Source organism: Streptomyces coeruleoprunus (assembly GCF_039542925.1).
GTDB classification, from domain to species: domain Bacteria; phylum Actinomycetota; class Actinomycetes; order Streptomycetales; family Streptomycetaceae; genus Streptomyces; species Streptomyces coeruleoprunus.
On the sequence record NZ_BAABIT010000001.1, the window covers coordinates 175,139 to 187,407 of the forward strand.

A 12,269-nucleotide genomic window follows, 5' to 3' on the forward strand; every position below is an offset into this window, starting at 1 on the left:
AGTGTTGATCGGTGAGGTGGCACGACGCTGCGGGATCAGCGCCCGCATGCTCCGGCATTACGACTCGCTCGGCCTGGTGCGGCCGACGGGTCGTACCGACGGCGGCTATCGGGAGTACTCCAGCGAGGACATCCGGCGGATCTTCCATATCGAGAGCCTGCGGTCGTTGGGGCTGTCGCTGCGTGAAGTCGGATGCGCGCTGGACGACCCCGGCTTCAAGCCCTCGGAGCTCGTCGACGACCTCATCCGCCAGACGCGAGAACGCGTTGCGGCTGAGATGGAGTTGCTCACGCGGCTCCGCCGTATCGGTGCCGCGGGACCCGCCGACTGGGAGGGCGTCCTCCAAGTCGTCGCGCTGCTCCAGGGGTTGGGGTCGGAGAGTGCCGGGAAGCGTCAACGCGCGGCCCTGTCCTCGGTCCAAGAGGTTCCGGTGCCGGTGGAAGCGCTGGTCGAGGCAGCGTTGAGCGAGCCGGACCCGATCGTCGCCGGAGCCCTCCGTTGGGCTTTGGCGCACTCGGGCGATGGCGCACTGCCGCTGCTGGCGGAGGGGCTCGGGTCACCCGTGGCCGACGTACGGAAACGTGCCGTGCAGTCCATCGCCGAGATCGCGCACGACGAGGCGACCGCCCTGCTGCAGGACGCCCTCGCGAACCCCGACATCGTGGTCCGCCGGTGTGCGGCGCTGGCGCTCGGGGCACGTGGCGTGGCCGACGCGGTCCCGACGCTCATCGACATGATCGTCGAGGAGGCGAACGACGCCGACGCGGCCGACGCACTGAGCACGCTGGCGAGTCGTCCCCCGTTGGCGGATCAGATCGCCACCGGGCTCGTCGGCTGCCTCGCCCACGGCACCTTGGAACCGTCTGCGCGTCTACGGCTGACACAGGCGCTCGCGGACATCCCGGGAGCCACGGCGTCACGTGCCCTCTCGGATCTGTCACATGACGAGGACCGCGCCGTCGCGCTCACCGCGGCGTACGTTCTCGGGATACGCGACGCACGGTAGTGGGTCTCTCCGGGGGTGTGGTGCGGCGGGGGCACCGGCGCCCGCTGGTCCCGACCCGGCCCCGGGCGACCGGACGGGAGCCGCGACGAACCGACCATGGGGAGGGCCGTCACCGGACAACAGTGATCCCCGGAAGGGGCTGCCGCCATTCACCCAGCTCCGCAAGGAGAACCCGGCGGGCCAGACGCCGTGCAAGCGCCCATCCGTCATCGGTGGACAGCGCATTCCTTGTCCACCGATCAGCACTCTCGCCACCGCTCATCCTGCTGAAGGTCACGTCGATCTCTTGCAGGTCAGCCATCACTCCACTGGCGAGTCGGCCCTCGGCCATCATTGCCTCGGCCACGCGAAAGGCGTGATCGAAGTCCAAGGCGATCTCGTCCGCCATCACGCCATGCCTGACGAGCCAGTCCACCTGCGCCTGGGCATCAGCCGCCAACACGGCCAGCGACTCGATCAGCAGACGCCGGCCGAAGAAGGGATCAAGGGCCTGCACAACACGATCGTCGCACGCTCCCACGTTTCCCGGACACCTCGAGCATTACCGGGACGCCCCGGCCGGGGAGGCCGAGGCGGGCGTTGGGATGATCCGCGTGGGCTGGGCCTCGCAGGCGGGCGGCGTTCGGGCCCGAGGTGCGCTTCCCGTACGCGCTGGGTGGGGGGCTGCTGCCACCACTCCCAGCAGCCGAACGGGAAGCGGACACCGGGCCTCACGTCACTTCTTGAGCTTCAGCCACTTCTCGCTGGTGGCGATGGCGGTCAGCTGCTCCATGGAGAGCGCCGGCTCGGGGCGGCTGGCGTCCTGGTGCTGGGCGGGGGTGTTGAAGGCGGACACCACGACCCGGTAGCCGTCGGGGCGCATGGTGTCCACGCTCCACCACACCACGTCCTTGCCGCCCTTCTCACCGGGCTGCTGCCGCGCCCGCACCTTGGTGCCGTCGGGCAGGGTGGTGTACGAGCCCTCCGGGAACAGTTCGGTCTCGACATCGCTCATGTCGGGCTGGGCGTTGACCTGGACGAAGCTTCCGCCCCGGCCGTCGTCGACGACCGCGTACGCCCACTCGCCGTCCCCGCCCTTGTCGGTGACGGTGAGCCCCTTGGGCAGCAGGGACATGAACAGCGGCCGAACGCCGGCAGTGTTGAACTTGTACGCCTTCTCCCGCGCGGGAGCTCCCGCGCGGGACTTGTCCCTGCCCTCCCCCGTATCCGTGCCCGAGGCACCGGGGGCACCCTTGAGGTCCGCCGGGTCCGGTATGGCGGCCACGACGGCCTTCCACGCCTTCGCGGTGACGATCGCCCTCATCTGGGCCGGGTTGAACGGCGGGTTCGGCCGGGAGACGGGGGCGCCCTTCTGCGCCGGGGCGTTCCACGTGTTGAGGTCGACGACGACCCCGCTGTCGTCGAGCAGCGTCGCCCGCCAGTTCTTCGTGCCCTCGCGCTTGTCCGGATACTCGTAGCCCTGGTAGATCATCAGGCTCGCGCCGCCGGGCAGTTGCTCCATGGTGCACGCGTCGTAGGCGTTCAGCGCCCTGTCCGGGCACCGGGTGAAGCCCGCGGCGTCGGGCCCCGCGTGGAAGAAGGCGATGCCGACGGCCGCCTTGCCCCGGCCGTCGTCGAAGACGCCCGACACCATGGGCCCCTCCTCGGTACCGCGTGCGGTGGTGTCCGTCAGCTCACCCGGCTTCGGGAGCATCCCCTTGAAGAGCGCGAGCAGCCTCTCGCCACTGACCGCCTGCCGCGCCGGCCCCGCCTGCCCCGTCGGCTTCGGCGGGGCGGCGACCGAGGCACCCCCGTGGTCCCGGTCACCTCCACCACCGCCACCGAGGGCGCCCGCCGTGTACGCGCCGCCCACGCCGACCAGGGCGAGCGCCAGCGCACCGCCGGTCACCGCACCGACCCGCCGCCGTACGACACGGCGCCGTCCGCGGGCCACGCCGCCCGTGACCAGCCCGCTGCCGTCGCCCGGCCCGAACCCGTCACCGGTACGGCGCAGGGCCACGGCGAGCTCCTCCTCGAACCTCTCGTCTCCAGACATGCGAAGCCTCGTCTCTCCTCTACGCAAATGGGTGTACTGAACAGCTGAACAAGTGAGCTGAACGACTCAGCGGGCGGCGAGCTCGGAGAAACTGCCGCCGAGCCGCTCGCGGAGCCTGGTCAGTGCGCGCACCGACCGGGTGCGTACGGCACCGGGACTGACCTGCAGGACCTTCGCGGTCTCCTCGATACTTCGGTCCTCCCAGTACCGGAGGACGATGACCGCCCGGTCCTTGGGCGCCAGCCCGGCCAGCGCCTCCAGCAGGGCGACCCGCAGCTCCGGGTCGCCCTCGCCCCAGCCGGGCGCGTGGGGCCGGTCCGGGAACTCACCCACCGGCCGCTCCGCTGCCGAGCGGCGCCGCTGGTGGGTGAGGAAGACACGGACGAGGACGGTCTGGGCGTACGCGGCCGGGTTGTCGATACGGGTGGCCGACCGCCCGAACAGACCGGTCCGCCCCCACAGCGCGTACATGCGGCCCAGCGTCTCCTGCACCAGGTCCTCGGCGAGGTGAGTGTCGCCGCTGGTGAGCAGACAGGCCGAGCGGAACAGATGCCCGCTCCGCCCGACGGCGAACTCGACGAACTCGTCCGTAGCGGACCGTCTCATGCCCTCCCCTTCGCACCGCTGTCGTCCTTCACCACACTGACGCGGTGACACCGGGAGAATGTTTCACCCGGATTCCGAATGGGCGTCCTACGAGGCGGCCGTCACCCACGCCGGGGCGTACACCCGCGGCGCCTCGGGTTCCGGAGTGAGCGCGGAGCGGTGTCGCCGGAACTCCGGGCGGGACCGCGATCGGTGGTCAGAGGCGTTCGTAGGCCGTGAAGGGCTTGGACGGTGTTGCATGCGCCTTGTAGCGCGCGGCGATGAACCGGTCCTTGTGTACTGGAAGAGCTTGTCCACGGAGTCCAGGCCATCGGGGAAGGTGCGGGCGTCGCGCTGCTCGCCGTGGCGGGGTCGAGGACACGGAGGCGGTCGGACCGCCGCGGCGCCAGGTGAGGCCGGTGAGTTTCCCGTCCTGGAGGAGCAGGTGGTACCGCTCACCGTGTCGAAGCGGCTACGGACCAGGTGCCGCCGGACAGCCAGCCCCCGCCGCCCTGCGGTTCGGCCTTGCGGTCCGCGGGGGTGTCCCAGGCGACACGCAGGTCCGCGGCCGCGGAGAGGAGGCATCCGGCGGTGAGTGAGCAGAGGGCGACCAGGGCCGCCCCCACTCTGGCCAGGGTGCTTGGTCCGTCTGCCGGACGGCACGTCGTTCACCCGCGTGTTCAGGGCCGCTCCCCCCGGCCCAGCGTGTCGTCGTCGACGATCCATGGGAGGTCCCGCGTCCCTCGGCGTCGATCATCATAGGGAGCCGCTCCGCCCGGACGAACGGCGCACCCCCTGGCCCAGGAGCCTCCACAGAGCTGTGGCAGTCCGCGGTCACCCCGTTTCGGCGGGCGGGACAACCTCCTGGAGGAAGGTCACCTGGTTGCTGCCCTCGATGACGCCACCGCGTCGCCAGGCTTCCTTCAGTTCGGGGGACGGGAAGTGCTTCCTCAGCTGTTCGATGTCGTCGAAGCGGAACAGGACGACCGCTTCGGAGGGGTCGGAGGTGTTCGTGGTGACGGCGACCGTTTCGAGGCCGAGGGCGTCGCGCTGCTGGGCGAGGGAGTCGAACGCCTCGCGCCATCGGGTGTACTCGGCGAACTTCTGGCGGATCAGCAGATAGGCCATGCGGGAGAGGTTAGGCAGCCGCGGGGATTCCCGGTACCCCGCGCCTCAGCGGGGCCCCTCGCTGTGCGACCCACGACGAACGCGGCGCGTGGTGCGAGTCGATGAGCGCCGCAGTCTGAGGGGGACGTGCCAGGGTGGACAGCGCTGCGGGAGGTCGGCGGGTGCGGAGCCGCAACGCGGGAACGCGCGCCGCTCCCATCGCTCCTTCTCGCGCCGTGAGACACGCCTGCCCGAACACTTCGAGCGGCGCATTCCCCGCAGTGTCGCCGTTTTGGCCTACACAGTGCGCGGCCGGTCTCGCCGATGGTCATACAGGCCGACAGCATTTCGTGTGAGCATTCGGAGGCCCCTCGCATGGGCGAATTCCTGGTCAACACGTCGACGGCGGGCATCCAGCACCAGCCCGCAGTGGCCGCGTTCCGCGGCACCCACTACCTCGCCGTCTGGAACGACGCCCGGAACGCCGAGATCAAGGGACAGATCTTCCAGACGGACGGATCCCGCTCCGGTTCCGAATTCGTCGTCAACGGCACCGCCGTCTCACCGAACAACACGGACCGCCGGCTGCCGACGGCCGCCGGAAGCGGAGGTGGCCCCGTGGTCGCGTGGGTGGAGCAGGCCTTCCAGCCTCCGGGACCCGCTCCCCACGTGAAAGTGCAGAGATTCGACCTCGACGGCCGGAAGACCGGGCCCGAGATCCAGGTCAGCACGACTGACGTCGACCCCAAGCAGCGTCCCTCTGTTGCGGGCATGGTCGACGGCGGATTCGTGGTCACGTGGGCGGACGCGGACCCGGCGCGACGGATCAGGGCCCAGCGGTTCGGCATCGACGGGGCACGGAAGGGAGCGGAGTTCACCGTCAGCACGAGCGAGGCATTCCATCGCGGGCCCCTGGCGGCGACATTGGGCAACGGCAACTACGTCGTGGCGTGGCGGACCGACCCCAGTCCTCCCGGCGGGGGCCGGCTCGCTCTGCGTATCTTCGATCTTGCAGGGAATCCCGTCACCGGTGAGATCACCCCGAACGTATCCGGATTCAGCGACGAGAAAGCCCTCGCCGCGATCGACGGCGACAGCCGATTCGTCATCGCCCACGTGCGAAGTCGAGGAGAAAGCGACATCGGTGTCCAGAGGAGCGTCGTCGAGGCGAACGTCTTCGCGTCGGACGGCACCGGCCCGAGCATCAGCGTCTCCGCGACCGATGCGGACGGAATCAACTCCGCGTTCCCGGCACTCAGCTTCCTGCCCGACAAGCGGTTCCTCCTCGCCTGGGTGCAGAAGAGCGCCGAGACGTTCTCCACCACACCCACCGTTCGGGCCAGGGTCTTCTTCGACGGCACGGGGTCGGCGGGCCAGGAGACCCAGGTCGACACCGGCTCCGCCAAGGACCGCTTCCAGCTCCGCACCGCTACGACCTCCGGCGACGGCGTCACCACGGCTTTCCTGACGTGGGCGGACACCGAGGGCAGCGAGGACACCTCGGACTTCGCGGTCCGCGGTCGGATCCTGAACGTGAGTGCTACCGGAGGGCTGTCGTAGCGGCGGTCGCCGTCGCGACGGAGGCGGCCATCCGCCCGTACGCGGTTGCCAAGGACCGGTTGAACGTGAGTCGACTGGCTGGTGCCGCTCGACTCCACGAACGTCCGTGGATGCGATCCGGGTGCCCGGGCCGGGACGGCCCCGCAGGACGGTGATCCCGCGGCCGTGGCCTCAGGCGGTGGAGGCAGCGCTCGACCACATGGCGGTGCGGGCGACCGGCCTCGTCGAAGCCGTACCGGTACTCACCCGCCGTGCCCGGCCCGCCGGCTCGGGGTCGGGGCGCACGCGAGAGCACGGTGATCCGTGCCCGCATCCACCACGGCAGTCTGCCCAGCCGGTCCTGAAGTCGAGACCGACGAGCAAGCACCAGAAGAATGGCTTCCGCAGCGGCCGGCTCACAGCGCGCGAGGAGCCGGGCCGCCTCCAGCCCCCTCGCGGCACAGAACGGCCCCTCCCATGCAGGCACAATCCCGAGTCGATCAGCCCGGAGCGAGTGGGGGCCGAACCGATCGCGGTCGTCGGAGCCGCCTGCCGGTTTCCCGGCGAGGTCGCTCCCTGGCATCGCTGTTGTTGATGACGCGCCGGGAAACAGTGCGCGAGGTGCCGGGCGACCGGTGGAACCAGGCGGAGTTGTCCGGGCTTCCGGCCCAGGTCGCGGCCCGGCTGCGCTACGGCTGCTTCCCGGACGAGGACGTCTACGCCTACGAGCCGGAGTTCTTCGGGATCAACGCGCAGGTGGGCAACCGGCTGCTGCTGTAGGCGTGGTGCGCCGAAGCCGACGCTCTGCGGCTGCGGCGTCCTGTGGTCCGGCGGAGGCCGCGGAGACGCTGACCAGCCAACCTGGTGGTCAGCGGCGTGCGGCATGATTCCTCCATGAACATGCCACGGGGGACTTGGAACGATCCTCCTCAAGGACCACAGCCGTACGGCGCCCCGCAGTACGGAAACCCGGCTCCGCCGCCTGCGCAGGGGTACGGATCCGGGTACGGCTCACCGTACGGACAGCCGTACGCGCCCCCGTACGGGCAGCAGCCCCCTGCGTCGGTCACGTCGCGGCGGGTGCCTGCCCCCGCCGGAGAGGCGCGGCGCGTGCTCGCCGTCGTGCTGGACGTGGTCCTCGCGATCTGGGTCCCGTACCTTCTGGTGGGGCTGAACGACACCTCCGGCGGGGCCTTCGAGCAGGTGTCCAAGCCGCTGCTGGCGCTCGGCGGCATGCTGGCGACCTCGTTCCTGAACCAGGTCGTGCTGACCGTCCTGGTGCGGGCGAGCGTGGGCAAGCTGATCATGGGCATACGTGTGGTGCGCGCGACGGACGGCTCCCGTCCCGGCTTCTGGCGCACGCTGCGTCGCTGGCTGTCCGGCCTGTGCTGGTTGCCGCTCCAGCCCTGGTACTGGCTGCGCTCGGTGTTCCGGGACTTCAGCCGCGGCAGCGCCCCGGCGCGCGGCACGGTCGTGGACAACGACGACGGCGACCTGTACAGCGCGGACCTGGCCGGGTTGCGCCATGTCCGCCGCAAGGACCTGGCCGCACCGCGCGGGTAGCGCCGGGGTCACGGCGAAGGCGGCGGCCCCCGGAGGTACCGCCGCCTTCGACGGCCGGGCGGGATGCGACACGACCCCAACTAGGCCGTGCGTCGAAAGTGGATCTTGAGGCGTGAATGATCTTGGTTCATGGCGCGCGGACATCTCACGGAGGATCAGTGGGCGGCGCTGGAGCCGTTGTTGCCAATGGGTGTGAAGGCAGGTCGGCCGCCTGTCTGGTCTCGGCGGCGGCTCATCGACGGCATACGGTTCCGTGTCCGGACCGGTGTTCCGTGGCGGGACGTGCCTGTCGAGTACGGGCCGTGGGGCCGGATCTACGCCCCGTTCCGCCGGTGGCAACGGGATGGCACCTGGTAGTCGGGTCCTCACCCAGCTCCAGTCCCTGGCCGACGCGAAGGGTGCGATCACATGGGACCTGAGCGTCGACTCCACGGCATGCCGTGCCCATCAGCATGCGGCCGGGGCACGGAAGCGGGGTGACCTGCAGAAGGAGTCACCGGGTGGTGTCTTCACCGGCCTTGTGATCACGGGCTGGGGCGTTCGCGCGGTGGGTTCACCACCAAGCCGCACCTGGCCGTCGAGCAGGGGCAGAAGCCCATGTCGATCGTGGTGACGGCGGGCAGCGTGGAGACTCACCGCAGTTCGAACCGGTGCTGGAGAAGGTTCGTGTGCCCGCGTCGGGCCGGGCCGGCCACGCGTCCGCCCCGATCGCGTGCGGGCGGACAAGGCGTACGCCTCCTGCAGAAACCGCGCCTACCTGCGCCGACCACGAGATACGACAAGCTCGCGGTCCGCCATGAGGCGACCGTCCTCGTCGCGGCCATCAACGAGTGGCTGTGACCACACACGCGCACCGCCTTTTCGATAACCCGTTGCCCAGGAGTCAATCGGCCAGCTAGGTTCACCCAGCCGCCTGCATTGGTGCAGGCCGGCGCTGTCGACGAGGAGGTGTGGAGCACATGCGCAGGAGTGCCCAGGAGTTGAGCTCGCGTACTGACCTTTGCCACCTCCTCACGACGGAGACACCTTGTCCCTTCGCATCACCCCACTGACCGAACCCGCTCACGGGCCGCACGGCCGGCGTCTTGCCTGGTTGGCGTCGGACGCGGATTCCATCCCTGCCGGGACGGCCTTTCTGCGCCTGTTCGATGGCGGACAGGAGCACATGGCCGAGCTCGACCTCCGTGTTCATCCCGCGGAGCGCCGCAAGGGCGTCGGCTCCCGGCTCCTCGACACCGCCGTGGCCACCGCCCGGGACAACGCCCGACGCTGCGTCGTCGCACAGGCAGAAGCCGGATCGCCCGGCGACCACTTCCTGGCAGCGCGCGGTTTCCGGAAGGTCCTCACCTTGAGGTTCACCCGCTTGCCACTGGCTGACGTGGATACCGCCGGCCTCACCGAGATCATCGAGCGTCCGCATCCCGGCTACCGGCTGACGTCATGGCAGGGAACCGTCCCCGACGACCTCGCCCAGACGTTCGCCGCCTCACGCCGCGCCATGGACGACATGCCCATGGACGACACCGACTGCGGCACCGTGACCTGGGACGTGGACCGCGTGCGAGCCGCGGCGAAGGCCGTCGAACAGCGCGGCGACCACCTGCACACCGTCGTCGCCATCGACACCTCCAACGGCTCGATCGCCGGGTTCACCGAACTCGTCGTCCCCGGCAACGGTGCAGGTGACGGCCAGCACTACGGCACCGGTGTGCTGCCCGAGCACCGTGGACACGGTCTCGGCCGATGGATGAAGGCCGAGTCGATCCGACAGGCCCATAGGGACTATCCGGACCTCGGTGGCCTCCTGACCGACACCGCCGACAGCAACACGCACATGAGACAGATCAACGACGGTCTCGGCTACACACCCACGCACACGACACACCAGCATCAGCTCGACCTTTAGCAGAGAGCGGACGGGCCGGACCGGGGCATCACCCCGCCCGGCCTGTCCGCGCCTTCGATACACGCTCTGGTGCTGCGTCAGGCAACGCTCGCCCGGTCGTGTCGTGCGGGCCGAGCCGCTCCGGACCTAACGGTTGGGGCTGCGGCATCGTTGTGTTTGGGGCCCGGGATGGGCTCGCGCATGCGATCTCGAACAGGCGGCATGTGGTGGGCGGTGTGGCCACCGGCCGACGGCGACCAGCCGGAGTTCCAGCCGCGGGAAAACGTTCGGGTGCTCTTCGACCCGGCCGGCCACCCCTTCTGCCTGTGCCGCGACGACGAATGGATCAGGCAACGTTCGCCCTGCTGACGACTTCGTCTAGGCGTTCGTCGGCGGCGTGTTCGTTCCGCATTAGGTGTCGCACTCCGTGCGGGCGGGTGCAGGTCGCCCGTCGGCGATCGCGTAGAGCTGCTCGACGCGGGCCTTCTTGGTCGCGTCGACCTCTCGTACCCGCACACGTTCAGCCACGTCATCACTCTGGCCCCCCGGTTGATGGTGGCAGCAACCGGACGGCACGTCGCGGAACGTTGCCTGATGCGTACCAGCTATCGGGCGGCACTCCCTTGCGGTGCCCGCCAGCAGGTCAGCGCGGGCCTGCGTGGAGAACCAAGCCGAGCGACTCCGAGAACCGGCCGCGCACCCTGGTGGGGAGATTCGGATATCGCGATCAATGGCGCACGTTCAACGGCGCTTACCGCTACCTCGGCATTTCCAGCAGGTGACGCGTTCGAAGTCGCTGGCACCGGGACCGGAGTACCAGCCCAGGCCACGGCAGGTGTGGCAGTCGCCCGGCTTGGCCCGGGGCCGAATGCGGATTGAACGACGAAGGCCACAATGATCGCGGCCAGAATGACAAGCCATCCGCTGTCCATAAGGCGATTATCGAGCGACGACTCGGGCAATGCGGCCGATTCACCGATCCTCACCGGAGGACACCATGCCCGTAGAGAAGTGGCGTGCCGTTCAGGCTCCCTCCTCCCTCCCCCATCAGAGCCGATGGCACGTCAGGTTCTGACGGAGTCGGCCGTCCGAGAACACGTCCCGAGTTCCGTTCGGCCTCGCCACGTGCTCGAACAACCCTGCACTCCCCGCTGGCGTCACTCCCCTCACAGGGGGCACACCGGCCCCGGGTAAACGGAGGGCTTCATCCATGCAGCAGCGGTCCGCACGCACCGCCTTACTCGCACTGGCACTGGCCGTGACCGTGGGAGCGGCCACGCTCGCCCCGTCCGCACACGCGGCGCGGCCGGGGCACGGACACGGGCACGAAGCGACCCGCACGGCGCTGCGTGACCTGGTCGTCAAGGGGGGACTGCCCGGAGTGGCCGCCCAGACCCAGGACGGCAGAGGGCGGTGGTTCGGCTCGGCCGGTCACGCGGACACGGCCACGGGCCGCCAGCGTTCGGCCGGCGACCACTTCCGTGGGGCCAGCATCACCAAGACGTTCATCGCGACCGTTCTGCTCCAGCTGGACGCGGAAGGGAAGCTGAGCCTGGACGACACCGTCGAGACCTGGCTGCCCGGCCTGGTCCAGGGCAACGGCTACGACGGCAACAAGATCACTCTGCGCCAACTCCTCAACCACACCAGCGGCATCGCCAACTACACCGACGACCCCGCCTTCGCGCACAACGCGGCCGGCCCCGGCTTTCCGGAGCACCGGTACGACACCCACACGCCCGAGGAGCTGGTGGCGATCGCCCTCAGGTATCCGCCCCGTCCCGATCCGCAGAGGACGCCGTCGTACTCGAACACCAACTTCGTCATCGCCGGGATGGTCATCGAGAAGGCGACGGGCCGTTCGTACGGTCAGGAGGTCACCCGCCGTATCATCCGGCCGCTGAAGCTCCGGGGGACGTCGTTCCCCGGCACGGCACCGCAGATGCCGAAGCCGCACCCCGTCGGGTACTCCCGGCTCCACCAGGACGCCCCGGACGCCGAGATCCACGATGCCACCGAGCAGAACATGACCTGGCTGGGTGCCGCCGGCGACGTCATCTCCACCAGCGGGGACCTCAACCGCTTCCACCGCGCGCTGATGCGCGGCGAGTTGCTGCCCCCCGCTCAGCTGAAGGAGATGCTCGACGAGGTGCCGGCGGAGGACGGATTCGGGTACGGGCTCGGAGTCGAGTTCGCGGAGCTGTCCTGCGGCGTGAAGGTGGTGGGCAAGAGCGGCCGTACGAACGGCTCCCTGTCCGCGATGGTCGGCACGCGGGACGGGGAACACCAGCTCACGTTCAACATCAACGGTGACTGGCTGCGGGACCCCTCGCTCTATGTCAACGTGATCGAGGCGGAGTTCTGCGGCAGGGTCCCCGCCCGGACCGACACGGCCCTTCCGGCACGGCAGCTCGCGGAAACCCTCACGCGCCGGTAGCGCCTTCGCGCCGCCCTGAAGACCGGGCCGGGCCGGACCGCCGGACGTCTCCTCCGCGGGAGCGGCGGCGAGCCGGACTGCCGGAACAAGGCCCCGGCGGCCCGGCGGGCAC

The 12,269-nt window shown here is 69.9% G+C and carries 12 protein-coding genes; 7 read left to right on the forward strand and 5 right to left on the reverse strand.

What is annotated here, in order from left to right; genetic code table 11:
- The first annotated feature begins 1 nt into the window (after window position 1).
- Window positions 2-1,006 carry a HEAT repeat domain-containing protein gene (locus ABEB09_RS00845; protein ID WP_345686041.1) on the forward strand — a complete coding sequence of 335 codons (1,005 nt, stop codon included), beginning with the start codon at window positions 2-4 and terminating at the stop codon, window positions 1,004-1,006.
- 109 nt (window positions 1,007-1,115) lie between these two features.
- On the opposite strand, the gene ABEB09_RS00850 is transcribed toward ABEB09_RS00845, so the two are convergent.
- The 5 genes from ABEB09_RS00850 to ABEB09_RS00870 all read right to left on the reverse strand — a co-directional run bounded on the left by ABEB09_RS00850 (window position 1,116) and on the right by ABEB09_RS00870 (window position 4,754).
- Window positions 1,116-1,502: a hypothetical protein gene (locus ABEB09_RS00850; RefSeq protein ID WP_345686043.1), complete on the reverse strand. Its 387-nt coding sequence runs from the start codon at window positions 1,500-1,502 to the stop codon at window positions 1,116-1,118.
- A gap of 219 nt (window positions 1,503-1,721) precedes the next feature.
- On the reverse strand, window positions 1,722-3,041 hold the full coding sequence (locus tag ABEB09_RS00855) for a hypothetical protein (RefSeq protein ID WP_345686045.1): 1,320 nt from the start codon (window positions 3,039-3,041) through the stop codon (window positions 1,722-1,724).
- A gap of 66 nt (window positions 3,042-3,107) precedes the next feature.
- Entirely contained in the window at window positions 3,108-3,647 is a 540-nt protein-coding gene (locus ABEB09_RS00860) for a SigE family RNA polymerase sigma factor (RefSeq protein ID WP_345686047.1), read from the reverse strand.
- Between the two features lie 434 nt (window positions 3,648-4,081).
- Window positions 4,082-4,252: a hypothetical protein gene (locus ABEB09_RS00865; protein WP_345686049.1), complete on the reverse strand. Its 171-nt coding sequence runs from the start codon at window positions 4,250-4,252 to the stop codon at window positions 4,082-4,084.
- A gap of 208 nt (window positions 4,253-4,460) precedes the next feature.
- Entirely contained in the window at window positions 4,461-4,754 is a 294-nt protein-coding gene (locus ABEB09_RS00870; RefSeq protein ID WP_345686051.1) for a hypothetical protein, read from the reverse strand.
- 354 nt (window positions 4,755-5,108) lie between these two features.
- On the opposite strand from ABEB09_RS00870, the gene ABEB09_RS00875 reads away from it, so the two are divergent.
- From ABEB09_RS00875 to ABEB09_RS00905, 6 genes are all read left to right on the forward strand, one after another.
- Window positions 5,109-6,293: a hypothetical protein gene (locus tag ABEB09_RS00875; RefSeq protein ID WP_345686053.1), complete on the forward strand. Its 1,185-nt coding sequence runs from the start codon at window positions 5,109-5,111 to the stop codon at window positions 6,291-6,293.
- 456 nt (window positions 6,294-6,749) lie between these two features.
- On the forward strand, window positions 6,750-7,052 hold the full coding sequence (locus tag ABEB09_RS00880) for a beta-ketoacyl synthase N-terminal-like domain-containing protein (RefSeq protein WP_345686055.1): 303 nt from the start codon (window positions 6,750-6,752) through the stop codon (window positions 7,050-7,052).
- A gap of 300 nt (window positions 7,053-7,352) precedes the next feature.
- The gene (locus tag ABEB09_RS00885) at window positions 7,353-7,835 is read left to right on the forward strand and encodes an RDD family protein (RefSeq protein ID WP_345686057.1); all 483 of its coding nucleotides are present in this window, start codon (window positions 7,353-7,355) and stop codon (window positions 7,833-7,835) included.
- A 186-nt stretch (window positions 7,836-8,021) separates the two neighbouring features.
- The gene (locus ABEB09_RS00890) at window positions 8,022-8,192 is read left to right on the forward strand and encodes a transposase (RefSeq protein ID WP_380841758.1); all 171 of its coding nucleotides are present in this window, start codon (window positions 8,022-8,024) and stop codon (window positions 8,190-8,192) included.
- 670 nt (window positions 8,193-8,862) lie between these two features.
- Complete coding sequence (locus tag ABEB09_RS00900; RefSeq protein ID WP_345686061.1) at window positions 8,863-9,741, forward strand: GNAT family N-acetyltransferase; 879 nt, start codon at window positions 8,863-8,865, stop codon at window positions 9,739-9,741.
- Between the two features lie 1,189 nt (window positions 9,742-10,930).
- Window positions 10,931-12,157 carry a serine hydrolase domain-containing protein gene (locus tag ABEB09_RS00905; RefSeq protein WP_345686063.1) on the forward strand — a complete coding sequence of 409 codons (1,227 nt, stop codon included), beginning with the start codon at window positions 10,931-10,933 and terminating at the stop codon, window positions 12,155-12,157.
- The last annotated feature ends 112 nt before the right edge of the window (window positions 12,158-12,269 follow it).

Coding starts and splice junctions, on each gene's coding strand:
- ABEB09_RS00870 (WP_345686051.1), bottom strand. CDS start 4,754: ATGGCCTATCTGCTGATCCGCCAGAAGTTCGCCGAGTACACCCGATGG.
- ABEB09_RS00880 (WP_345686055.1), top strand. CDS start 6,750: ATGCAGGCACAATCCCGAGTCGATCAGCCCGGAGCGAGTGGGGGCCGA.
- ABEB09_RS00855 (WP_345686045.1), bottom strand. CDS start 3,041: ATGTCTGGAGACGAGAGGTTCGAGGAGGAGCTCGCCGTGGCCCTGCGC.
- ABEB09_RS00875 (WP_345686053.1), top strand. CDS start 5,109: ATGGGCGAATTCCTGGTCAACACGTCGACGGCGGGCATCCAGCACCAG.
- ABEB09_RS00860 (WP_345686047.1), bottom strand. CDS start 3,647: ATGAGACGGTCCGCTACGGACGAGTTCGTCGAGTTCGCCGTCGGGCGG.
- ABEB09_RS00890 (WP_380841758.1), top strand. CDS start 8,022: ATGGGTGTGAAGGCAGGTCGGCCGCCTGTCTGGTCTCGGCGGCGGCTC.
- ABEB09_RS00905 (WP_345686063.1), top strand. CDS start 10,931: ATGCAGCAGCGGTCCGCACGCACCGCCTTACTCGCACTGGCACTGGCC.